This is a genomic window from Lachnospira multipara ATCC 19207, from assembly GCF_000424105.1.
Lineage (GTDB): Bacteria > Bacillota > Clostridia > Lachnospirales > Lachnospiraceae > Lachnospira > Lachnospira multipara.
Genome location: NZ_AUJG01000008.1, coordinates 54716 through 77619 on the forward strand (window position 1 = coordinate 54716; position 22904 = coordinate 77619).

Here is a 22904-nt window from a genome sequence, read left to right on the forward strand (position 1 = left end):
TGCTATATCTCATATAAAACTATAGACAACAACGGGAGTAGTCGCTTGCTTTATGCAGGCGGCTATTTTCGTTAATCAACCTTTTGTTGGTTTAATTTCAAAATCAAGTATGCTATACTTAGTGAGATTGTGTATTTATGCAAGAAAGAAGGATTTAGTATGGTATATAGGACTAAAGGAGTCTGTTCTAGACAGATACATTTTGAAGTGAAAAATGGAAAAGTATGTGATGTGGAATTCCTAGGCGGTTGTGATGGTAACACACAGGGTGTTTCACGATTAGTCGAAGGAATGGATATAGACGAAGCAATCAAGAGATTAAAAGGTATCGATTGCGGTGGAAAAGGAACATCTTGCCCTGATCAGTTGGCAACTGCTCTTATACAGTATAAGGAGGAAGTTTAAAAGTGAAGAAGATTGTACTTACAGGCGGCGGAACTGCAGGACACGTTACACCTAATATTGCTTTAATGCCATCATTAGTTGAGGCAGGTTATGAGATTGAATACATCGGTTCTTACAATGGAATTGAGAAACAGTTAATTGAAGCGGAAAATGTTAAATATCACGGAATTTCATCAGGTAAATTAAGAAGATATTTAAGCGCTAAGAATATATCAGATATCTTTAGAGTTCTTAAAGGTATAGTTCAAGCTAATAGACAGTTAAGAAAGATTAAGCCGGATGTGGTATTTTCTAAAGGCGGCTTTGTTTCTGTACCAGTTGTGCTTGCAGCAGGACATAGACATATTCCTGTAATTATACACGAATCAGACATGACTCCAGGTCTTGCCAATAGAATAGCAATGAAGAAGGCCACAGCCATTTGCTGTAACTTCCCAGAAACAGTTAAGTACCTTCCAGCAGGAAAGGCACATTTAACAGGCTCACCAATAAGACAGGAATTACTTAAAGGTAGCAAGGAAGCTGGTCGTAAGCTTTGCGGTTTTAATGAAGAGAAGCCAATCGTTTTGGTAGTTGGTGGAAGTACAGGTGCTAAGCACGTTAACGAGGCTATTTACGACATTTTACCAGAACTACTTGAGAACTATCAGGTGTGTCATCTATGCGGTAAGGGTAAGAAAGAAAGCAAGTATGAGACATTACCAGGTTATAGACAGTTTGAATACATTAGCGAGGAGATGAAAGACCTCTTTGCTATGGCAGATATTGTGGTATCAAGAGCAGGTGCTAATGCTATTTGCGAATTATTAGCCCTTAAGAAGCCTAACCTTTTAATCCCTTTATCAGCTAAGGCAAGTAGAGGTGATCAGATTCTTAATGCTAAGTCATTTAAGGAACATGGTTACTCATTAGTATTAGATGAGGACGATTTAATTAAAGATGATAAGATTCAGGGAGCTCTATTACTTGAACAGATCAATAAATTATATGAGAATAGAGAAGAATTCATAAAGACAATGGGAGAAAGCAAGCAGGCGGATTCCATTTCAACTATTATTGAATTAATTAAGAAGTATTCTAAATAATAGCTTTCGTTAACATTTTTTTGAAAGAGAAAAATGTGTTATAATAAATAAAGTCTATTATTAGAATGAAATAAAAACAATCGATTATTATTTAAGAGATTAGAAAATTAATAACAAAAGGAGGGATGCTGCCCTATGATAGGAATTATTGGCGCAATGGATGAAGAAGTTGAGCAGATTGTAGCTGCAATGGACATTACAAAGGAAGAGTCTAAAGCAGGTATGAATTTCAGAGCTGGAACATTAAACGGAAAGGAAGTTTGTGTTGTACGTTCAGGAATTGGTAAATGTAATGCTGCAGCTTGTACTCAGATTTTAGTAGATGATTTTAAAGCAGACTACGTAATTAATACAGGAATTGCAGGCTCATTAAATGCAAAGATTGATATCGCTGATATCGTTATTTCAAGTGATGTACTACATCATGATATGGATGCAACAGGTTTTGGTTATGAACTAGGACAGATTCCAAGAATGGATACACTTTCTTTTAAGGCAGATGAAAGATTAGTAAAGCTTGCAAGTGAAGCAGTTGCTAAGGTTTTACCTGAAATTAAAGGATATGTTGGTAGAGTAGTATCTGGTGATCAGTTCGTTTCTGATAGAGAAGTAAAGGAAAGAATTGAATCAACATTCCATGGATACTGTACAGAGATGGAAGGTGCTGCAATAGCACAGGTATCATATATCAATAAGGTTCCATTCCTTATTCTTAGAGCTATTTCAGATAAGGCAGATGATTCAGCAACACTGGATTATCCAACATTTGAAAAGCAAGCAATTGCTAATTCAGTTAAGTTATTAAAGGAATTAGTAGCTAATATTTAACATTTAATCCGTCGCAAACTTGCGGCGGATTTTTTAGGAATAAAAAAGAGGAAATGAAATGAGATCATTAGCAAGTAGACTTACAAAACAAGAACAGATGTCAGAGGCTTTAATTGTGGGGCTTTTTCTAGCGTTTTCAGGGGGCTTTCAAGATGCTTATACATATATTTTAAGAGGAAATGTATTTGCTAACGCTCAGACAGGAAACATTGTGCTTATGAGTACGCATTTTATGAAAAATGAGTATCTATATGCACTTAAGTACCTAGTCCCATTAGTGGCCTTTGCCCTTGGAGTATTTATAGCAGAGCAAATTGGCTTTAAGTTTAAATACTCTAAAAAAGTGCATTGGAGACAAATTGTACTATTAATAGAAATCATAATACTTTTTGTAGTAGGCTTTATGCCTTTAAAATACAATATTTTAGCTAATTCTTTAGTGTCTCTAGCTTGTGCAATGCAGGTTCAAGCGTTTAGAAAAGTAAGTGGTAATGCTTATGCAACAACAATGTGTATAGGAAATTTACGAAGCGGAATGGCGGCATTATCAGCGTTTACAAGAACAAGAAAAAGAGAAACTCTAAAAAAGGCAGCATATTATTTTATCGTAATCTTTATTTTTGCAATAGGTGCAGGAATTGGTGGAACATTTTCAAAAGATATAGGAATTCATGCTATATGGATAAGCTGTGCTTTCTTGATTGTAGCTATAGGACTTATGGCCATGGAGATTAGGAAATAAGGGCAAATTGACATGTATATCAAAAAGTTACAGTAGAAGTAAGCTTTCATCTTGTGTCAAATCATATATTTCCTGATTAATAGAATTAATATCATAATTATCATGTAAAAGGTGAGATATGACGCAAAAATCTCGAGGATTTTTTGGGTCAAGACTTCCTTTGTTAATTAGCCTAAGTGCTTTATTAGCTTCCTTTACATCCATATGAGCGGAAACGATTAAAGCTAGTATTTTGTTTTTTGAGGGATTTGTTTTTTTACCATTTATTATATCGTAAGCATAGCCTTTAGAAAGACCAGAATTTACTCTAGCTTCATTTAAACTAATATTCTTTTTTGCTAAAATGTCATTATAATATTGACTAAAGCTAAGCTCCTGTCCTTTAACATAGCTTAGATAATCTTGTAAATCCTTTTCATTCTTGACGGATTTTAAATAATTAAACAGTTCTACAGTATCCTTTTGATGGTTTGCCATAATACCCTCCCCATTAACATGATAAAACATTATCCTTTAGCAAAATAAAGTGCCATCAAATATTGATGGACACTAGATTTATGATATAATATTTTAGAAACAAATAAAAGTATCTCTAAGGGATATTTGGGGATTAATTATTAGATAACAAAGAGGAAATATGACAGAATACGAGAAAGTAGCGTTGGCTATGTATGAAACTGTTGATGAGGTGGATGAAGGTCATAATGTTAGTTTAGTTAGAAGTTTAGTTGATAAACAATTTTATGTAAAAAAAGAACTAGAAAACTATAATAAGAAGATATATGACTACCTCAAGGAAACGAAGAATATTTTCTTTCCAATCATAAGTGAATGTATATTAGATGATGAGAATCCTTCTAATGACGGAGATTTAAAGGAAAAACTAATTATTATAGAGGAGTACATAAGCGGGGAAACTTTAAGTCGAAGAATTGAAAAAAATGGACATCTTTCCGAGGATGAAAGTGTTAAAATAATAATAGATATATGTAAGGGCTTACAACATTTGCATAAAAAGAACTTTATAAATAGGGACATAAAGCCAGATAATATTATTATTACAAGGACTGGGGAAGTTAAGATTGTGGATGTGGACTCTGGCAAGGAAATTAATAGGGAAACCAACACAGATACGAGATTAATAGGGACTCCTGAATACTTCGCACCAGAACAGATTGGCCTTGGCTTTCACTCTTCGGATGAAAGAACAGATATATATGCTTTGGGCATTGTTTTCAATGAGATGTTAACAGGAGACTATCCTAAGAATAAGATGGTTGAGGGCGTATTTAAGGAGATAGTGCTTAAGGCAACACAACTAGACCCAGAAAAACGCTTTAAGAGTATTGATGAATTTATGGAGGCTATTATTTTTTTCCATAAGAATCATATGTCTTATAATTTGAAAAAGATATATGATAGTAAAATGTTACGAAAAACAAATAGTCGATTCGATACTAAAAGTTGGAAGTTACCAGGATTTAGATCTGGAAATAAAATAAAGATTGTTTTGGCATTGCTCTATTACATTTGTTCTTTTATTTTTGCTTGGAGTTGTTATTTACCACCGTATACTCAATCTAATAATCTCATAATAGGAATGATTTGTACGATATATATAACTTGTTGCTTTTATTTTTTATCGTTTGTCATTTTTAATTATAGAGGAATTAGAGATAAACTACCCTTAATGAAAACTAATAATAAAATCTTGTACGTAATATTTGCGATAATTTGGTACATTATAATTATTTTATTAGCATTTTCGGTAATAGTAATAATTTGGAGTATAATAGAGGCCATATATTAAAGGACTTAAAAAGTCCGCTATCAGCGTACCAAGTGCCAAATGAAAATTGATATTCTCGTTAAGTAAAAAATAACGAGGAGGTCATTTTTATGGCAGAGGAAATGAAAAACGAAGTAAAAAAGGAAAACAGACACAGTGGTTTTGCAACTGCAGCATTAGTATTAGGCATTGTTGGGATTGTATTATCTTTCATTCCAATTATTAATAACGCAGCTTTTATTCTTGGTGTGTTGGCAGTGATTTTTGGATTAGTGAGCTTAATTAAGAGAGCTAGTAAGGCAAGTGCTTTTGTTGGTTTAGTTCTTGGTGTTGCGGCTTGTGCAATTACACTTTATATGCAGGAAAGCGTATCTAAGGCATTGGATGATGCAATTAGTGAAATGGATACTGCTTTTGATGATTTAGACGGATCTAATACAGATCAATTATTAGAGAAATCTATTAAGGTTTCATTTGGCGCATTTAGTGTTGATAACAGTGCATTTATAACTTCAACAAAGTTACCAGTAACAGTAACAAATCTTGAAGCTGAGACAACAAGTTATTCAATTCATGTGGAAGCTATTGATGCTAATGGCAGCAGAATTGGCGATGATTATATTTATGTTAATGATTTGGGAGCTAATCAAAGCCAGGTCTTTGATTGTTTCGAATATATTTCAAGTGATGAAATTGCAAGCTATGAAGCTGCTTCATTTAAAGTAGTGGAGGTGAGCAGGTACTAGAAGTTAGGAGGTATTTATGGAAATTTTAATGTTGGAATCTAGCGTTTATGGCGAGGATATTTCGCTAGATAAGTTTGATAAGTTAGGAAATGTGACAAAATATGAGCGTTCTAATCCAAGTGAGGCTCTAGAAAGACTAAAGAAACACAATCCTGACGTAGTAATTGTAAACAAGATTCTTATGAACAAGGAGGCCATAGATGCCGCTCCGAATTTGAAAGTAATTGCAGAAGCTGCAACAGGATACAACAATATTGATATTGAATATGCTAAAGAAAAAGGAATTAGAGTGGCAAATGTAGCAGGCTATTCTACAGATTCAGTGGTACAGCATACATTTGCTTTACTCTTTTATCTTTATGAAAAAATGAGACATTACGACGAGTTCGTAAAAGACGGAAGTTATGCAAACTGGCCAGTATTCTCATATTTTAATAACATTTTTTATGAATTAAAAGGTAAGAAATGGGGTATTGTAGGGCTTGGAAATATAGGCTCAAAGGTAGCTAAAATCGCCACAGATTTTGGTTGCGAAGTGTTAGTTTTCTCAGCTAGTGGTCACAAGTATGACAGCCCATATAAGCAGGTAGAACTTGATGAATTATTGAAAGAATCAGACATTATTTCAATTCATGCACCACTTAATGAATACACTAATAACTTATTTAATTATGAAAATCTTTCTAAGATGAAGAAGAGTGCGGTTTTACTTAACTTAGGTCGTGGACCTATTGTTAACGATGCAGATTTAGCTAAGGCTTTAGAAGAGGGAAGAATTAGCGCTGCAGGTCTTGACGTAATTAGCGTAGAGCCAATTGCTAAGGACAATCCACTCCTTAAGATTAAAGATAGCGACAAGTTAATCATTACACCTCACATTGCTTGGGCAACTCATGAGGCAAGAGAAAGATTAATGGATGAGATTTATGAAAATATTGTCGCATATTTCGAGGGTCGTGAAAGAAACGTTATTGTGTAAAAATGTATAACCTCTTTGTTAATTAATCATATTAAATAACGCTTCTTCTGACATAGAGGAATATTCCAAAAACAGCTCCTAGCTTGCATAGCTGGGAGCTTGTTATTTGCTAGAAAATTATATGATAAAAAACAGTAATAGATAAATAAAAATATAAAAAGTCGCTTTTATTCAAAACTATAGTTTGAATAAAAGCGACTTTTTTGCTATTGGTCTAGCTTAGTTGAAAAATTTAGTTTGCCTTCTTAAAGCTGTCTTTCTTAGATTCATTTTCATTCTGCTTTAAGAAAAGCTCAGACTTTAATGTTCCTAGTGGATCAGTAATTAACATATAAACTACCCATATAATAAGAGCAAGCACAACTACTGATAAACCAAGGAATGTATCATTTAACATATCAGCTGCGCTTGGTGTAAAGTAAGCAGCCTTTAATTCTGCATATTCAAAAATAGCATCTCCAAGCCACATAAGTGAAGCACCCCAAAATAACCAAATAAGAATTCCGCATTTTAACTGGCGAGCCTTTGGATTTACATACCAAATTACTGTAGCAATAATTGCTGCAATTGTAGATATAAGTAATGTCATAAATGTTCCCCTTTTATTTTTTAGTTATTAGTGCTAGCTAAATTAGTTAGCCTTAGCCTTTAATAGCTTCTTTTCCATTGCTGAAACAACAACTAACATTCCAATCCAAACAACAAGGATAATTCCTGTCATTGTGATACCAACAGTAGCCATTTCATGGAACATCTCAGCCATTGATGATGGGTCCTCCATTGCAGTTAAGAATGGGAAGAAAGGAACAACCTCACCGTGCCATACATGCTCAAAGGCAAGTAAAACTGCACCGCCGATTAACATTTTCACTAACCAAGACAACTTTCTTGAAACAGGAATTGCCTGAATCTGATTAGTACTTTCTTCTTTTCTTTCATACTGTTCATTCTTCTTTGCAACCTTAGAAGCGACGCCTGCTGCAACTGCTCCTGCTGTAGGAACTAAAAAACATGCCATATAATCCCTCCTTAAATATTATCTAAAAATAGTTTAAATAACATTGTAATAATAGCACAATGTTGTCTAATAAACAACGTAATGGTATAATCTTAAACAATGTTTAAGACGAAAAAAGGTCTTTGTCTTAATAGGAAATTTTTGAAAGAAAAGGACATTTTTAAAATGTATAATTATGTATTTTTTGATTTGGATGGAACATTGACACAGTCTGAATTTGGTATTTTACAGGCCATTGAATATACTCTAAAAAAGATGGGAGAGGAAGAGACTAGCAAGGAAACAATGCTAAAATTTATCGGCCCTCCTCTTTATGATTCTTTCGTGGGAATTCTTGGTTACGACGAAGAAAAGGCCAACAAGGGCGTGAAGATTTTCAGAGAATATTATGAATCTACAACTCTTTTCAACGCTCCGCTCTACGAGGGCATTGAAGAGGTTTTAAAGAAGCTACACGCAAAGGGCAAGAAGCTCTATGTAGTAACTTCAAAGGTTGAGCGTATGGCCAAGGCAATCGTTGACCACTTCGGCATCGACAAGTATTTTGCTGGAGTTGTGGGATCAGATCCTAACTCAAAGACTCACGGCAAGGACGAGCTAATTCGTCGAGTTTTTGCCATGGAAAATGTAGACGATATCTCTACTTGCGTCATGATTGGCGATAGATTATTCGATATTAACGCCGCTAATAAGGTGGGCATAGATTCAATCGGCGCAGAGTACGGCTACGGCACTCGCAAGGAATTAGAGGAGTGTGGTTCTACATATATCGTAGAAAAGCCAATGGAGATTTTGGATATTGTGGGATAGTGGAAAGCCAGTTGCTTTTTGTTGAAAATGGTTATGAAAATGTAACGCTTTGTGGATTACATAGTTAAAGGAGATAGAAGATGGCAGAGTTAACAACCCTAATTTATTTGAAAAAAAACGACAGTTATCTCATGCTTCACAGAGTTTCAAAAAAGCATGACATTAATAAGGATAAGTGGCTTGGAATCGGAGGACACTTCGAGGCTTATGAAAGTCCAAGTGAATGCATCATAAGAGAAGTAAAGGAAGAAACAGGTTACACAGTAAATAAGCCAGACTTCCGCGGCATCGTAACCTTTGTTGCCTTTGACAACAGGGAAGATTACGAAAAGAAGCGCAACGGAATCTGCGAATACGTTCACGTCTTTTTATCAGAAGATTTCTCAGGAGATGAAGAAACCTGCGGCACAAACTTTCCTTGCGATGAAGGCAAGTTAAAGTGGGTGAAGATAAAAGACATCTACGACTTACCAATCTGGGAAGGCGACAAGCTCTTCTTAAAGGCATTAGAAGAAGATAGAGATTTCTTCAATCTTAAGTTAATTTATGTAGGAAATGAATTAGTAGAACATGAGTGGTTCTAAGATAGGATAGGGAAGCCCCCACCAATGCGAAGCATTGGTGGGGGCTTTGTTGTGCTGATGGGGGAAGCTGTATGGAGGGTGCTTACTTAATATGGGGGCTTGTGCCTTTCGTGTGTGATATCTCTCATTTCAGCCACCAGCTTCCGGGACTTAACAGAGAAATTTAGCTTACAAAAAGCAAGTTTGTGCTTCTCGGAGCGAAAAACACTAAAAAAGGCACAGCAATTCCCATAGCTGTAATGATTATAAAAGCGAGTTTGTGCTTACCAGAAGCTTAATGCGGGAAAAAAGGCACAGAAAATTCCGCAAGGAAATAGAGGAAAAAGCTTGTTTGTGCCTCTAAGGACGAGATAGAAGAAAAAGAGCACAAGGAATAGAAGGTAGCTTCCAAGAATTTAATAGAATTTGTGCCTGAAAGTGTGAGAAAAGCAAGTTGGGGGCACAAAGCTCCGGGAAACAGCAAAAAACCGGGATGAAACCAAGCTCCACTAGGCACAAATCCCCGGGAAATGCCAGCCGGACGGGATGAAACCAAGCTCCACTAGGCACAAATCCCCGGGAAGCAACAAAAAACCGGGATGCAACGAGCTCCATAACTCGTAAGCATCCCGGAAAGTGTCTAAATACTTACTAAATTGACTCCACCACTGGACTGATTAGCTTATGCCAATCCTGAAGGGAGTTGACCTCGCTGTCCTTTCTTGCCTGGTGGGCTTCGTTAATTGTCTTGATACCTGTAGCTGCGGCCTTGGCAGCTGCAACAGTTGTGATATATGGAATCTTTGCCTTAACGGCTGCTTTTCTTAAGTAAGAATCATCATAGGCAGAATCCTTGCCAACTGGAGAGTTGACGATTAAGTCGATTTCTCCGTTATTTATGGCATCGATGATGTTTGGGCGACCCTCATATATTTTGTAAATACGATCTGCTGGAATTCCGGCAGCGTTAATAATCTTGCAAGTGCCCTCAGTAGCAACAATCTTGAAATTGCTCTCCTTAAAGAGGTTAGCAATCTCAGCAATATAAGGCTTGTCGGCCTTGTTAACTGCAATTAAGACAGTTCCTGTTAAAGGAAGAGTTTGCTTTGCAGCTTCTTGAGCTTTGTAGAAACTCTCGCCCTCATTTCTTGCAATACCTAAAACCTCACCAGTAGAGCGCATTTCAGGTCCAAGTAATGGATCTACTTCTGGGAACATGTTAAATGGGAAGACCGCTTCCTTAACACCAAAGTAAGGAATGTTTTGATCCTTAAGATTTGGCACAGGAGAAGGTCTGCCGGTTATTTCTGAAGTTATGATATCAGTAGCAAGAGGCACCATGCGAATGTTACAAACCTTAGAAACTAGAGGCACAGTACGGGAAGCTCTTGGATTAGCTTCAAGTACGTAAACCTTGCCCTTTTCAATGGCATACTGCATATTCATAAGACCCACAACATGCATTTCCTCTGCAATCTTTCTTGTATATTCCTTGATTGTGCGAAGAATCTCAGTAGGGATGTGCTTTGAAGGAATGATGCAAGCAGAATCTCCAGAGTGAATACCAGCAAGCTCGATGTGTTCCATAACTGCAGGAACATAGGCGTGGAGTCCGTCACTAATAGCATCAGCTTCACATTCAAGGGCGTGTTGTAAAAATCTATCTATAAGTATAGGTCTATCAGGAGTTACACCTATTGCTGCCGCCATGTACTCTGTCATTTGTTCATCGTCATAGACAACTTCCATGCCACGGCCGCCAAGAACATAAGAAGGACGAACCATAACCGGATAGCCAATTTTATTTGCAATATTAATGGCATCCTTAGTGTCAACAGCCATTCCCGACTCTGGCATAGGAATTCCGAGTTTGTCCATCATTGCTCTAAACTGGTCTCTATCCTCTGCAAGGTCAATAACCTCAGGGCTTGTACCAAGAATCTTTACGCCGTTTTTCTTAAGCTTACTTGCAAGATTAAGAGGAGTTTGACCACCAAACTGAGCAATAACGCCAACTGGCTGTTCTTTTTTGTAAATGCTTAAAACATCTTCTAAAGTAAGTGGCTCAAAATAAAGCTTATCAGAAGTATCATAGTCTGTTGAAACCGTTTCAGGGTTACAGTTAACAATGATTGTTTCAAAGCCTAGCTTCTTTAAAGACTGAGCGGCATGAACGCAACAGTAGTCAAATTCAATACCCTGTCCGATTCTGTTAGGACCTCCGCCAAGAATCATAACCTTAGGCTTGTCAGATTTAATAGGATTTTTATCCTCGCCAACATAAGTTGAATAGAAGTAAGAACTATCTTTGGTGCCTGAAACATGAACGCTATCCCAAGCCTCTAAGATGCCGGCATCCTCTCTTGCATGTCTAATGTTAGTTTGTGAAACCTGTAAAATCTGGCTTAAATACTTATCAGAGAAACCATCCTCCTTGGCCTTCTTTAAGTCCTCTTTAGATGGAATCTTGCCAAGATACTTCTTAACAAGATACTCTTCCTCTTCCACTAATTCCTTCATTTGTTCAATAAAATATTTCTTAACCTTTGTAATATCATGAATTTCCTCAACAGTAGCGCCCTTTCTAAGAGCTTCATACATCATAAAATGTCTCTCTGAATTAGGGGTATTAAGTTTCATTAAAAGCTTTTCTTTTGAAAGTGTATCAAAATCTTTAACATGACCTAATCCATATCTATTTTTCTCAAGGGAACGAATAGCCTTCTGGAAGGCTTCCTTGTAAGTCTTGCCAATACTCATAACCTCACCTACGGCGCGCATCTGAGAACCTAGGTGATCTTCTACATCCTTGAATTTTTCAAAGGCCCATCTAGCAAATTTTACAACTATATAATCGCCGTCAGGCTTGTATTTATCAAGAGTTCCGTATTTTCCACAAGGAATCTCTGAAAGTGTAAGTCCTGCTGCAAGCTTTGCAGAAACTAAGGCGATAGGGAAACCAGTTGCCTTTGATGCAAGGGCAGAAGAACGAGAAGTTCTAGGATTAATCTCTATTACGATGATTCTATCGGACACAGGGTCGTGAGCAAATTGAACGTTAGTACCGCCAATTACTTGAATAGAATCAACGATTTTATAGGCCTGCTCCTGAAGGCGCTTTTGTACATCTTCAGAAATAGTAAGCATCGGAGCAGTACAGAAAGAGTCACCTGTGTGAACTCCCATAGGATCAACATTTTCAATAAAACAAACTGTAATCATGTTGCCTTCTTTATCGCGGACAACCTCAAGTTCTAGTTCTTCCCAGCCAAGTACACATTCTTCTACTAAAACCTGGCCCACTAAACTTGCCTGCAAGCCACGCTCACAAACTGTCTTTAATTCTTCTTTGTTGTAGACAATACCACCACCGGCACCGCCCATTGTGTAGGCAGGACGTAAAACCACAGGGTAGTGAAGATCTTCAGCAATCTTTAAGGCCTCCTCAACGGAGTAAGCAACCTCTGAGCGAGCCATTTCAATGCCGAGCTTATTCATAGTATTCTTAAACTCAATTCTATCCTCGCCTCGTTCAATAGCGTCGACCTGAACGCCAATAACTTGCACATTATATTTTTCTAAAATGCCCTCTTTATTCAATTCGGCACACAAATTAAGACCTGATTGGCCACCAAGATTAGGCAAAAGAGCATCTGGTCTCTCTTTAGCAATAATCTGTTCCAGTCTCTTAGTGTTAAGAGGTTCGATGTAGGTTACATCTGCCATTTCTGGATCTGTCATAATTGTAGCTGGGTTGGAATTAACTAGGACTATTTCATAACCTAGCTGGCGAAGTGCCTTACAAGCCTGTGTTCCTGAGTAATCGAACTCGCAAGCCTGTCCAATGATAATAGGACCAGAGCCTATTATGAGAATCTTTTTGATATCTGTTCTTTGCGACATTTTAAACTATCCTCCCTTTCTGATTAGCATGCTGACATGCTAGTTTTAGGCGATGCGATTTAACGCTTCACCCTATTAAAGATATTATAGCACTTGTAAAGCTACTATTCTATTAATTAATTGATTTTTTGCAAATGTATTGCTACACTTTTATATAAATTTAAGAACAAATGGAAGGAAATATTATGGACTATATTAAGAAAAATGAGACAGATTACGACATTTTAAAGGCTCAGTTTGAGGGCTTTATTGAGATAGAAGACCACTTTATACCGGTGCTTGCCAATGCTAGCGCATTAGTTATGGAGAATTTAGAGGATTTAAACTGGGCAGGTTTTTATTTAACAGAGAAGTTCTTAGGCCTTGATAAAAAGGAAGTTAAGGAACAGAATTTAAGCGCCCACAATCATTCTAATAAGGAACGTTCTCCTTACGATTTGATTCTTGGCCCTTTTAACGGAAAGAATGCCTGCGTTAAGATAGCAGTAGGTAACGGGGTTTGCGGCACTGCAGTTAAAGAGGATAAGGTGATGTTAGTTAAAGATGTTAATGAATTTCCTGGACACATTGCCTGCGATAGCGCTTCTAATTCAGAAATAGTTCTTCCTATTCATAAGAATGGTGAAATCATTGGTTTACTTGATATTGATAGCCCTTACAAGAATCGTTTTTCTAAAGAGGATGAGGAAGGCTTATTAAAATGTATCGCAGTATTAGAAGAGAAGGTTTCTTGGGAGAGGTAAGATATGTTTAGACTTTGGTGTAAAATTTTTGATGAAGGCAGACATTTAGTTAAGGATACGGTTATTGAAAATGATGATCCAAATTTAAATAGAACAAGAAAGATTTTAAATGGCCTAAGAGATGCTTGCTATGAGTTTGATTTGGGAGAACCTATCTGGCTAAATTCAAATATAGAAGATTTCAAAAGACATAGTAAGGTAAAATTTATTCAAGATAATTTTGTGGAAGAAATCGACTTTTCTTATCTTGAGATTGAGGTCATAGAGGAGGATTAAGACGATTCTTTAATGGAATTTTTTAAAATGTATTGCAACTAAAAATGTGCTGATACATTTTCAAAAACAAATTTAATATGAGGGGGATTAGCTATGGCAAACTTTAAAAAATTATGGAAGAAATTCACAAAGAAAATGAAGAAGGCAACTAAAAGTAATTACAAGAAAATGCAAAGAAATGATAACATTTTCACATGTATTGTAGCTGTGGTTTTTCTAGTAGTTATGCTTGTTGGCGCTATTAGTCTTACAGATACAGAGGACTAGGAACTTGCGTTGACAATAGTTGTAATAAATTTTATACTAGAATTCGTGTGAGTGTATGCATTTGCACTAATATAGTAAATGTGACGGGTGTAAACCCTAGAATAAAATTGTCATAAATGAAAGGACTAAGATTATGGCTAATACAACTAATTACAATCCGAAATCGATTGAGCCAAAGTGGCAGAAATATTGGGAGGAGAACAAGACATTTGCAACAGACGTTTGGGATTTCTCAAAGCCTAAATTCTACGCACTTGATATGTTCCCATATCCATCAGGTGTAGGCCTTCATGCAGGTCATCCAGAAGGCTACACAGCAACAGATATTATTTCAAGAATGAAGAGAATGCAGGGCTACAATGTCCTTCATCCAATGGGATATGATTCATTTGGTCTTCCAGCTGAGCAGTACGCTGTACAGACAGGTAATCATCCTAATGGCTTTACACAGAAGAATATTCAGACTTTCACTGGTCAGTTAAAGGAACTTGGTTTTGACTACGACTGGGATAAGTTAATTGCTACTAGTGATCCATCATTCTATAAGTGGACTCAGTGGATTTTCAAGCAGTTATATAAGGAAGGTTATGCAAAATATATCGATATGCCTGTTAACTGGTGCGAGGAATTAGGTACAGTTCTTTCTAATGATGAGGTTATTGATGGTAAGTCAGAGCGTGGCGGTTATCCAGTAGTTCGTAAGAACATGAAGCAGTGGGTAATTGACCAGGTTGCTTTTGCAGATAAGTTACTTGAAGGTTTAAATGAAATTGATTGGCCAGAATCAACTAAGGAAATGCAGAGACACTGGATTGGTAAGTCTGAAGGTGTTGAGGTTAAGTTCCAGATCGTTGGTGGTGGCGAGTTCTCTATCTTTACAACATGTATTGAAACAATTTATGGTATTACATTTATGGTACTTGCTCCAGATGGAGAGATTGTTAAGAGCTTACTTCCAAGAGTTAAGAACTTAGAAGAAGTTCAGGCATACATTGATGAAACTTTGAAGAAAAACGACATGGATAGAACTGAACTTAATAAGACTAAGTCAGGTTGTCCACTTGAGGGTGTTACTTGTATTAACCCGGTTAATGGCAAGGAAGTACCTTTATTTATCGGTGATTTCGTACTTGCAAGCTATGGTACAGGTGCTGTTATGGCTGTTCCAAGTCATGATCAGCGAGATTTTGAATATGCTATCGCTCACAATATTCCTATGATTCAGGTTATTGAAGGCGCAGATGTTTCAGAGCATGCATTTGAAAAGCAGGATTATTTAGGCAAGGGCTGCAAGCTTATTAACTCAGAAGAATTCACAGGTTTAACTGTTGAAGAAGCTAAGGAAGCAATCACTTCTAAGCTTGAGAAGATGGGTGTTGCTAAGCGTACAGCTAACTACCACTTTAGAGAATGGATTTTCGCAAGACAGAGATACTGGGGTGAACCAGTTCCTGTAGTTTACTTAGAAGATGGACAGATTCATGTGTTAGATGATGATGAATTACCACTTATCCTTCCTGAACTTGAGGATTACAAGGGCAAGAACGGACAGGCTCCTCTTGAGAATGCTACAGAATGGAAGATGTATGACCACAATGGCATTAAGGGTAAGAGAGAAACTTCTACAATGCCAGGTTCAGCAGGTTCATCATGGTATTACATGAGATATATTGATCCAAAGAATGATAAGGAATTATGTGATCCAGAACTTCTTAAGCATTGGTTACCAGTTGATCTTTATATTGGTGGACCAGAGCATGCAGTAGGTCACTTAATGTATTCAAGAATCTGGAATAGATTCCTTTACGATCAGGGCATTTCACCAGTTAAGGAACCATTCAAGAAGTTAGTACACCAGGGTATGATTCTTGGTTCTAATGGTATTAAGATGGGTAAGAGATTCCCAGAATTCGTAGTTAATCCTTCAGATATCGTAAGAGATTACGGTGCTGATACACTTAGATTATATGAAATGTTTATGGGACCTCTTGAAGCTTCTAAGCCTTGGTCTAATGAAGGTGTAGAAGGTGCAAGAAGATTCTTAAACAAGGTTTGGAACTACTTCTCAGTAGAAGAGAACTTAATTGATGGCGAAGGTGGAGCCCTTGAAAAGGTTTACCACAAGACAGTTAAGAAGGTTACATCTGATTTTGAAACACTTGGCTTTAATACAGCTATTTCTCAGATGATGATCTTCATGAATGCAGCAGTTAAGGAAAAGTGTCCAAAGGTTTATGCAGAAGGATTCATTAAGATGCTTTCATGTATTTGTCCACATATCGGCGAAGAATTATGGCAGCTCTTAGGCCATGATAACACAATTGCTTATGAGCAGTGGCCAACATACGATGAAGACAAGTGTAAGGATGACACAGTAGAAATCGGTGTTCAGGTAAACGGTAAAGTCCGTGGTACTCTTGAAATCGCAGTTGACGAAGATGAAGCATCAGTAAAGGCAAGAGGTAAGGAAGTTGCTGGAGTTGCTAAGGCACTTGAAGGAAAGAATATTATAAAAGAAATCTATGTTAAGGGAAAGATCTTTAATATAGTTGCTAAATAAGTCTGCAATCTATGATTGCAGACGTAGGCCGCCCCACGTCAGCGAAGCTGACATCTAATGGGGTGGCCTTTGTGAATTTTTTAAGGTTTATTAATATTAGTTTTAAGTGCACTTATAAAGTGCTTATCTTCTAGGGAGGTTAAATGGTAATAACAATAAAAGCGGATGAACAATTTTGGGTAGAATTTTTAAAAAATACAATTGTTAAGGACGAGAAATTAAAAATAATACATTATTTACTTTTTGCATCTTGTATAGTGTTTGTTGTTTCGAATTGGGGTTCTTTAGAAGCTTTTGATTTCACAATTATACTTGCAATGTTAGTAGTTATACATGATGTTGTAGCATATAATATGATAGTAAGACAAGATAAAGTACCGAAAATATTTGAGTTAAGTCTCAGTAAGAGGTTAAAAATTAAATGTAAAGATGTTTATAAAGTGACTATTTGTTATAAATTCGATGTGCTTAATGAAGAGATTAAAGTTACGAATCTTTATACAAAAAATAGCGTTTTAATAAAAGATATTATTATTTTGGACAATTATATAATTAATAAGAACCGTTTATTTATAAGTAAAAATAAAACTTCGGAACATGAATTCGAATCACTTAAAAAAATGTTAGAAGAAAATATACCGAAAGGGAAGATTACATATAATCGATAGGCAATAAAGTATGATAATTTCATTTTATACAAATAAGGATTATTTTTTAGAAAAAATAAGCATGAAATATAACAACTTTATAAAACATCATAAAGAAATATATAATGTATGTAGAGTAATATATGGTTTAATATTGGCATTAATGACATTCTTGATTGGAATATTTGTTAGTATTTTTCTATATAGGATGTGTTCAGTATATTATTATGAAATAGAATTTGCAGCTGTAATACAGATATTTTTTGGTGTTATAATAACAAGTTTATTATGTTTAAAAGGGATTTATAAAAGTTTTTTTAGTGAATTAGATAGTGGATATAAAATATGTAACCTATCTTTAAAGTATAGAATATTATGTTGGATAAAATATAAGAATATACACCTTGATGATATAAAGATTGTATATGACATAAGTTACACAGGAAATAATCTAAGCTACATAGATAATAAAAATAATCATAACTATATATTAAACAAACTATATATCACAGATGAAATAATATCTGATGGAAACAATTTTATGGTTAAAAAAGAGTTAGTAAAAGAGGATGTTTTTTATAAACTTAGAGATTTCTTTGAAGAAAATTTACTAGAAAAAAACATAGAAAGAAAATTACCATATCAAAAATAATATCTCTATAAAAAGCCACCCCTGTCAGCTTTGCTGGCCGGGGTGGCTAAATATATATAGCAAATACTACATATTAATATTTAAATGTCTTGGTAAGCCATCAACCATGATTGGTGATAACTCAGCCTGAATTAATGGACGAATGTAGTGGATTAAATCCATTGTTACATAATCGTCATCTGTTATCCACTCAAGTGGAATCTTCTTTTCGATGTTAGCAATCTGGTGAACATCGTGAGTTTCTGTGATGCACATATATGGATCATCGCAAACTCTCTTTAATACTACAACCTTGCCAGATTCACCTTCGAAGGCAGCCTTAACAGCAGCACCACCAACATTGAAGGCTTCTGTAATATCTGTTCTACTTGTCATATGAGCTGCACAACGCTGTAATGTTGCAAGCTCGATAGCTCTTGTCTTAACGCCGTAAGCGGCACCAATCTTGTCAGCTAAGAACTTAGCTGTACCTGCAAGCTGCTTATGACCAAATGCATCTACGAATTCTACGTGATCTGCAAGTTCAAATACATAACGACCGTCTTCCACTTTTATACCTTCTGAAACAGCAACAACTACAGAACGTCCATCCCCTACTTTTTCTTCTACTCTAGCCATGAAATGATCAATATCAAATACCTTCTCAGGAAGATAAATTAAATCAACACCTTCACAGTCTTCACCACGAGCAAGTGCAGCAGCAGCAGTTAACCAACCTGCATTACGACCCATGATTTCAACAACTGTAACCTGTGGATAATCATAAACAAGACCATCTCTAATAATTTCCTTCATTGTTGATGCGATAAACTTAGCAGCACTACCATAACCTGGTGTGTGATCTGTAACAGCTAAGTCATTATCGATAGTTTTTGGAACACCCATAAAACGGATATCACTGTTGATAATTAAACCGTAATCAGATAACTTCTTAATTGTATCCATTGAGTCGTTACCACCGATATAGAAGAAGTATTTAATTTCAAGCTCATCTAAGATTTTGAAAATCTTATCATAAGTTTCCCTATCTTCACCAATTTCTGGTAGCTTATAACGACATGAACCAAGATAAGAAGAAGGTGTTCTCTTTAATAAGTCGATATCAATATCAGTCTTAATCTTTTCTGATAAGTCAACATATTGCTTATCAAGTAAGCCTTTAACACCATGGAGCATACCGTATACCTTCTTAGCTCCTCTGTCCTTTGCAGTTTTAAATACACCAGCTAGGCTTGAATTAATTACTGATGTTGGACCACCTGACTGGCCCACGATAACATTACCTATCATATTGTCCTCCATATATTTATTTCGCGCTCAGTTTCTGCCTAACAAATAAAAAAACATTGCAAGAATTACTCCCTAGAAGGGAAAATGTTACGGTAAAGTCAAGCTTCTCACAATGAATTATAAAACTTTAGAGTTTTGATTGAATTGTTAACATGCAGTTGCGGCCAAGCGCATTTTACATAAATTGATTGTAGCATAATAATGTAAAAGGCACAATGAAAAATTTGCGAAAGTTGTAGATTTTATGCGGTCTGAAGGCACTTTTGATTGGGAAAAATTTAACAAATGCCACAAGCTTCTAATTAAATCTACTTAATTTCGGCGTTTGATTGACTTTGTTAAAACGATAACGAATTGTGATTATTTTGACAAACTCGATAAGAGATACACTAGTAAGCTTTATACTCCCGCTTAAAGCTTACGCTTTTGAAGCGGGGGATTGCTTACACTGCGTTAAAAATATTATTCTTTTTTTATGCATTCTTTATTCTTTTAATCGTTAAATCATAAACAAATTGTTAAAAATGTGATAAAATATCTTTAGTAAATAAATATACAAGTAAAGGCAATATTATGAAATTAAAAAATAAATTAAAATTGTCCTTTTGCATTATGATTATCGTGCCGATGATTCTATTCGTCATAGCAGCATTTATAATAATAAAGTGGCAAGCATACAACTATAAACAAGCTTATAACATTGATACAAACGTAGGTTTAGAAACATTTTATTCAAACGGAAACGCCATAAGCAAGATAACGAGTGGAATTTATCAAAGCATGATTGAACAGGCAGAGACAAATCCGGAGAGTTTTTCTGATGAAACAACTTTAAGAGAGTTATCTAGCGAGCTAAAAACTAAGCTTTCTGATTTGGTAGTTCGATGGAACGGCGTTTTGTTATATAACTCCACAAGCTTTTCAAACGATGAGTTAGAAAACTTGATTCCAGAATGTGGCGAGGTTACATATGGAAGTATTTGTGATACTGGCTATTATCAAAGTGAGTACGGCTGCATTGTTAAGACTTTAGGTTTTTGCGATGAAGAGGGAAATGTATATAACGTTTCCATTGTAACGTCTATCTCGCAGGTGGTGCCACAGATTAGAAATTCTTTGACTTTGATGGTATTAGCCATTGCCATAGTGCTTATAATCACAGCGGCTTTGCTGATTTTCTGGATTTATAAATCAATTGTTAGACCGATTAATAAATTAAAGTTGGCAACGAATAATATTAAGGATGGAAATTTTGATTTTAAAATGCCAAAAACGGGAAACGATGAAATTGGTCAGCTTTGTAAAGACTTTGAGGAAATGAGACTCATTTTAAAAGAAAATACTGAAGCGAAGCTGAAATCAGATATTGAAGAAAAAGACCTTATTAGAAACATTTCCCATGACCTAAAGACGCCACTTACAGCCATTAAGGGTTACGTGGAAGGTTTGCAGGACGGCATTGCCGATACTCCTGAAAAGCAGGAGAAATACATTAGAACAATTGCTAATAAAGTTAATGACATGGATAGACTTATTGATGAGTTGTCAATCTATTCAAGGCTAGACACTAACAGGGTTCCATACACATTTGTAAAAATAAGCGCAGGCGACTACTTCAACGATTGCGTGGAGGAGATTAGCGTGGAACTTGATGCCAGCCAGATAGAGTTAGACTATAAATCACATTTGGATAAAACCGTATATGTTTGTGTGGATCCTGAGCAGTTAAAACGAGTGGTGAACAACATTATCAGCAACTCAGAAAAATACATGGTGGAAGGCCGCCAGGGTAAGATTGGAATAGACATTTACGACGAGGGCGAATACGTGCATGTGCAATTTAGCGATAACGGAAAAGGTATCGCAAGTAAAGACCTAGAGCGAATTTTCGAGCGTTTCTACAGAACGGACGACTCAAGAAATTCAAAGCAGGGCGGCAGCGGAATTGGACTTGCCATTGTTAAGAAAATCGTTGAAGACCACAAGGGTATGATTTGGGCAGACAGCGTTGAGGGCCAAGGCACTACAATGCATTTAAAGCTCCCTAAATATAAGAAAAATGAGCTAGCTTGTCAGGGTTGCAAGTAAGTGATTAATTCTATAGCTTGTAAACTTTTTTGTAAAAATACGACATTCACGGAGGTAATTATGAGTAAGATTCTTATTGTTGAAGACGAAGATGCAATTGCAGATATTGAAAAGGATTATTTAGAGCTTAACGGTTTCACAGTAACAGTTTGTTCTGATGGAACTAGCGGTATGGCTGAGGCTCTTGAAAATGACTACGACATTTATATTTTAGATGTTATGTTACCAGGAGTTGATGGTTTTGAGATTTGTAAGACTATCAGAGAGAAGAAGGACACACCAATCATCATGGTTTCTGCAAAGAAGGAAGACATCGATAAGATTCGTGGTCTCGGGGTTGGCGCCGATGACTACATGACAAAGCCTTTCTCACCAAGCGAACTTGTTGCTAGAGTTAAGGCCCACCTTGCAAGATATGAAAGATTGGTAAGCAGCGGCAAGCCAACAAACGATACTATTGAAATCCGTGGTATCAAGATCGACAAGACAGCAAGACGTGTATTTGTAAACGGCGAAGAGAAGGCCTTTACTACAAAGGAATTCGACCTTTTAACATTCCTTGCTGAAAATCCAAACCACGTTTACACAAAGGACGAGCTTTTCAAGGAAATCTGGGATATGGATTCAATCGGCGATATCGCAACAGTTACAGTACATATTAAGAAGATTCGTGAAAAGATTGAGTACGATACATCAAAGCCACAGTACATTGAAACAATCTGGGGCGTCGGCTATAGATTTAAGATGTAATTTGTCTTGCAACGAAGTTGCAAGACCTAACGCCCGCAGATTTGCGAAGCAAATTCTAATGCGGGCTTTCCCAAGAAAACTTGCAATGAAGTTGCAAGACCTAACGCCCGCGGATTGCGAAGCGATTTTAATGCGGGCTTTCCCGTACCTGTCTTTACTGCAAAGCGGAATATGTTAGAGCTATAAAACATAGTTTTATAGCTCTTTTTTAGTGATTGCGGGGGAAATCGGCTTTGTTGCGCGGTGGAATGAGTCATGTTGCGATAGGAATTGCGGGTAAAAGCCAAGAAATTTACTGTTACCTGTAGATATTGGTAAATTTCTGGGTATCGCACGGGAATTAAGCGATTGGGTGAAACTGGAATAGTACGTAGAGGAAGAATTTTTCCAAAAAGGATTATTTTTTGAAAGTAAGATAGTTCAATTTAATTAAGAGATAATCCATTTTGGCAAAAAATCTCCTCTAGGGATTATTAATATGGAGAAAAGCTTAGTAAAAATAGTGGGATTAGTACTTTTGAGTAAAAAACACCTCAAAAGGATTAAAACAAGAATTGTTAAATCGGGAAGGTGTTGACCTAATGGACAGAAAAAGTCCTAAAAGCAGTATCTATGCGGGTTTAGCTATGTCACGATTTAGTAAGTGGGAAAGCTCATAAATGTGCTATAATCAAATTTAGGTTTTATTAGTATTCTTTCGCAATCCGCTTCGCGGCTTGCGAAAGCGCAGAAACACTGAGGTTACTGGAAGCGTTGGTATATA

22 protein-coding genes are annotated in these 22904 nt (G+C 36.3%); 17 read left to right on the forward strand and 5 right to left on the reverse strand.

Annotation, left to right across the window (positions count from 1 at the left end; translation table 11 throughout):
- The first annotated feature begins 159 nt into the window (after positions 1-159).
- The 4 genes from G600_RS0107835 to G600_RS0107850 all read left to right on the forward strand — a co-directional run bounded on the left by G600_RS0107835 (position 160) and on the right by G600_RS0107850 (position 3060).
- The gene (locus G600_RS0107835) at positions 160-405 is read left to right on the forward strand and encodes a TIGR03905 family TSCPD domain-containing protein (protein WP_027431452.1); all 246 of its coding nucleotides are present in this window, start codon (positions 160-162) and stop codon (positions 403-405) included.
- A gap of 2 nt (positions 406-407) precedes the next feature.
- Positions 408-1490: an undecaprenyldiphospho-muramoylpentapeptide beta-N-acetylglucosaminyltransferase gene (locus tag G600_RS0107840; RefSeq protein WP_027431453.1), complete on the forward strand. Its 1083-nt coding sequence runs from the start codon at positions 408-410 to the stop codon at positions 1488-1490.
- 135 nt (positions 1491-1625) lie between these two features.
- A complete protein-coding gene (locus tag G600_RS0107845; protein ID WP_027431454.1) occupies positions 1626-2318 on the forward strand; it encodes a 5'-methylthioadenosine/adenosylhomocysteine nucleosidase in 693 nt (230 codons plus the stop codon).
- A gap of 58 nt (positions 2319-2376) precedes the next feature.
- Positions 2377-3060 (forward strand): YoaK family protein, encoded by a 684-nt coding sequence (locus G600_RS0107850; RefSeq protein ID WP_027431455.1) that lies wholly within the window; start codon positions 2377-2379, stop codon positions 3058-3060.
- Positions 3061-3087: 27 nt separating this feature from the next.
- Here the strand turns inward: G600_RS0107850 and G600_RS0107855 are convergent, their stop codons facing one another.
- Positions 3088-3537, reverse strand: coding sequence for a hypothetical protein (locus G600_RS0107855; protein WP_027431456.1), 450 nt, complete (start codon positions 3535-3537; stop codon positions 3088-3090).
- 160 nt (positions 3538-3697) lie between these two features.
- Here G600_RS0107855 and G600_RS0107860 point away from each other — a divergent pair, with 160 nt between their 5' ends.
- From G600_RS0107860 to G600_RS0107870, 3 genes are all read left to right on the forward strand, one after another.
- Positions 3698-4870 (forward strand): serine/threonine-protein kinase, encoded by a 1173-nt coding sequence (locus G600_RS0107860; protein ID WP_027431457.1) that lies wholly within the window; start codon positions 3698-3700, stop codon positions 4868-4870.
- A gap of 89 nt (positions 4871-4959) precedes the next feature.
- Positions 4960-5595: a DUF4190 domain-containing protein gene (locus G600_RS15040; protein WP_051195422.1), complete on the forward strand. Its 636-nt coding sequence runs from the start codon at positions 4960-4962 to the stop codon at positions 5593-5595.
- A gap of 16 nt (positions 5596-5611) precedes the next feature.
- Positions 5612-6574, forward strand: coding sequence for a D-2-hydroxyacid dehydrogenase (locus G600_RS0107870; protein ID WP_027431458.1), 963 nt, complete (start codon positions 5612-5614; stop codon positions 6572-6574).
- A gap of 232 nt (positions 6575-6806) precedes the next feature.
- Here G600_RS0107870 and G600_RS0107875 read toward each other — a convergent pair whose 3' ends face one another.
- Both G600_RS0107875 and G600_RS0107880 read right to left on the reverse strand, forming a co-directional pair.
- On the reverse strand, positions 6807-7163 hold the full coding sequence (locus G600_RS0107875; protein WP_027431459.1) for a hypothetical protein: 357 nt from the start codon (positions 7161-7163) through the stop codon (positions 6807-6809).
- A 42-nt stretch (positions 7164-7205) separates the two neighbouring features.
- Complete coding sequence (locus G600_RS0107880) at positions 7206-7592, reverse strand: hypothetical protein (RefSeq protein WP_027431460.1); 387 nt, start codon at positions 7590-7592, stop codon at positions 7206-7208.
- A 165-nt stretch (positions 7593-7757) separates the two neighbouring features.
- Here G600_RS0107880 and G600_RS0107885 point away from each other — a divergent pair, with 165 nt between their 5' ends.
- Together G600_RS0107885 and G600_RS0107890 are read left to right on the forward strand one after the other, a co-directional pair.
- Positions 7758-8402, forward strand: a complete 645-nt coding sequence (locus G600_RS0107885) for an HAD-IA family hydrolase (RefSeq protein ID WP_034245953.1) — start codon at positions 7758-7760, stop codon at positions 8400-8402.
- A gap of 80 nt (positions 8403-8482) precedes the next feature.
- Positions 8483-8986: an NUDIX hydrolase gene (locus G600_RS0107890; protein ID WP_027431462.1), complete on the forward strand. Its 504-nt coding sequence runs from the start codon at positions 8483-8485 to the stop codon at positions 8984-8986.
- A gap of 630 nt (positions 8987-9616) precedes the next feature.
- On the opposite strand, the gene carB is transcribed toward G600_RS0107890, so the two are convergent.
- On the reverse strand, positions 9617-12868 hold the full coding sequence (gene carB, locus G600_RS0107895) for a carbamoyl-phosphate synthase large subunit (protein ID WP_027431463.1): 3252 nt from the start codon (positions 12866-12868) through the stop codon (positions 9617-9619).
- 185 nt (positions 12869-13053) lie between these two features.
- Between carB and G600_RS0107900 the strand changes: the two genes are divergently transcribed.
- The 6 genes from G600_RS0107900 (at position 13054) to G600_RS0107925 (ending at position 18013) form a co-directional block, all read left to right on the forward strand.
- Positions 13054-13611, forward strand: coding sequence for a GAF domain-containing protein (locus tag G600_RS0107900; RefSeq protein ID WP_027431464.1), 558 nt, complete (start codon positions 13054-13056; stop codon positions 13609-13611).
- A 3-nt stretch (positions 13612-13614) separates the two neighbouring features.
- Positions 13615-13887 (forward strand): hypothetical protein, encoded by a 273-nt coding sequence (locus G600_RS0107905; RefSeq protein ID WP_027431465.1) that lies wholly within the window; start codon positions 13615-13617, stop codon positions 13885-13887.
- A gap of 93 nt (positions 13888-13980) precedes the next feature.
- The gene (locus G600_RS15695; RefSeq protein WP_155885959.1) at positions 13981-14154 is read left to right on the forward strand and encodes a hypothetical protein; all 174 of its coding nucleotides are present in this window, start codon (positions 13981-13983) and stop codon (positions 14152-14154) included.
- Positions 14155-14287: 133 nt separating this feature from the next.
- Complete coding sequence (gene leuS, locus G600_RS0107915; protein ID WP_034245956.1) at positions 14288-16714, forward strand: leucine--tRNA ligase; 2427 nt, start codon at positions 14288-14290, stop codon at positions 16712-16714.
- 143 nt (positions 16715-16857) lie between these two features.
- Positions 16858-17382 (forward strand): hypothetical protein, encoded by a 525-nt coding sequence (locus G600_RS0107920; protein WP_027431467.1) that lies wholly within the window; start codon positions 16858-16860, stop codon positions 17380-17382.
- Between the two features lie 10 nt (positions 17383-17392).
- Positions 17393-18013: a hypothetical protein gene (locus G600_RS0107925; RefSeq protein ID WP_027431468.1), complete on the forward strand. Its 621-nt coding sequence runs from the start codon at positions 17393-17395 to the stop codon at positions 18011-18013.
- Between the two features lie 66 nt (positions 18014-18079).
- Here the strand turns inward: G600_RS0107925 and G600_RS0107930 are convergent, their stop codons facing one another.
- Entirely contained in the window at positions 18080-19303 is a 1224-nt protein-coding gene (locus G600_RS0107930) for a 6-phosphofructokinase (protein WP_027431469.1), read from the reverse strand.
- Between the two features lie 573 nt (positions 19304-19876).
- Here G600_RS0107930 and G600_RS0107935 point away from each other — a divergent pair.
- Together G600_RS0107935 and G600_RS0107940 are read left to right on the forward strand one after the other, a co-directional pair.
- Positions 19877-21391 carry a sensor histidine kinase gene (locus tag G600_RS0107935; protein ID WP_027431470.1) on the forward strand — a complete coding sequence of 505 codons (1515 nt, stop codon included), beginning with the start codon at positions 19877-19879 and terminating at the stop codon, positions 21389-21391.
- A gap of 60 nt (positions 21392-21451) precedes the next feature.
- Positions 21452-22141: a response regulator transcription factor gene (locus tag G600_RS0107940; protein WP_027431471.1), complete on the forward strand. Its 690-nt coding sequence runs from the start codon at positions 21452-21454 to the stop codon at positions 22139-22141.
- The last annotated feature ends 763 nt before the right edge of the window (positions 22142-22904 follow it).

Excerpts from the sequence above, each read along its gene's own strand:
- G600_RS0107835 (WP_027431452.1), top strand. The coding sequence starts at position 160 with ATGGTATATAGGACTAAAGGAGTCTGTTCTAGACAGATACATTTTGAA.
- G600_RS0107845 (WP_027431454.1), top strand. The coding sequence starts at position 1,626 with ATGATAGGAATTATTGGCGCAATGGATGAAGAAGTTGAGCAGATTGTA.
- G600_RS0107850 (WP_027431455.1), top strand. The coding sequence starts at position 2,377 with ATGAGATCATTAGCAAGTAGACTTACAAAACAAGAACAGATGTCAGAG.
- G600_RS0107855 (WP_027431456.1), bottom strand. The coding sequence starts at position 3,537 with ATGGCAAACCATCAAAAGGATACTGTAGAACTGTTTAATTATTTAAAA.
- G600_RS0107860 (WP_027431457.1), top strand. The coding sequence starts at position 3,698 with ATGACAGAATACGAGAAAGTAGCGTTGGCTATGTATGAAACTGTTGAT.
- G600_RS15040 (WP_051195422.1), top strand. The coding sequence starts at position 4,960 with ATGGCAGAGGAAATGAAAAACGAAGTAAAAAAGGAAAACAGACACAGT.
- G600_RS0107870 (WP_027431458.1), top strand. The coding sequence starts at position 5,612 with ATGGAAATTTTAATGTTGGAATCTAGCGTTTATGGCGAGGATATTTCG.
- G600_RS0107875 (WP_027431459.1), bottom strand. The coding sequence starts at position 7,163 with ATGACATTACTTATATCTACAATTGCAGCAATTATTGCTACAGTAATT.
- G600_RS0107880 (WP_027431460.1), bottom strand. The coding sequence starts at position 7,592 with ATGGCATGTTTTTTAGTTCCTACAGCAGGAGCAGTTGCAGCAGGCGTC.
- G600_RS0107885 (WP_034245953.1), top strand. The coding sequence starts at position 7,758 with ATGTATAATTATGTATTTTTTGATTTGGATGGAACATTGACACAGTCT.
- G600_RS0107890 (WP_027431462.1), top strand. The coding sequence starts at position 8,483 with ATGGCAGAGTTAACAACCCTAATTTATTTGAAAAAAAACGACAGTTAT.
- carB (WP_027431463.1), bottom strand. The coding sequence starts at position 12,868 with ATGTCGCAAAGAACAGATATCAAAAAGATTCTCATAATAGGCTCTGGT.
- G600_RS0107900 (WP_027431464.1), top strand. The coding sequence starts at position 13,054 with ATGGACTATATTAAGAAAAATGAGACAGATTACGACATTTTAAAGGCT.
- G600_RS0107905 (WP_027431465.1), top strand. The coding sequence starts at position 13,615 with ATGTTTAGACTTTGGTGTAAAATTTTTGATGAAGGCAGACATTTAGTT.
- G600_RS15695 (WP_155885959.1), top strand. The coding sequence starts at position 13,981 with ATGGCAAACTTTAAAAAATTATGGAAGAAATTCACAAAGAAAATGAAG.
- leuS (WP_034245956.1), top strand. The coding sequence starts at position 14,288 with ATGGCTAATACAACTAATTACAATCCGAAATCGATTGAGCCAAAGTGG.
- G600_RS0107920 (WP_027431467.1), top strand. The coding sequence starts at position 16,858 with ATGGTAATAACAATAAAAGCGGATGAACAATTTTGGGTAGAATTTTTA.
- G600_RS0107925 (WP_027431468.1), top strand. The coding sequence starts at position 17,393 with ATGATAATTTCATTTTATACAAATAAGGATTATTTTTTAGAAAAAATA.
- G600_RS0107930 (WP_027431469.1), bottom strand. The coding sequence starts at position 19,303 with ATGATAGGTAATGTTATCGTGGGCCAGTCAGGTGGTCCAACATCAGTA.
- G600_RS0107935 (WP_027431470.1), top strand. The coding sequence starts at position 19,877 with ATGAAATTAAAAAATAAATTAAAATTGTCCTTTTGCATTATGATTATC.
- G600_RS0107940 (WP_027431471.1), top strand. The coding sequence starts at position 21,452 with ATGAGTAAGATTCTTATTGTTGAAGACGAAGATGCAATTGCAGATATT.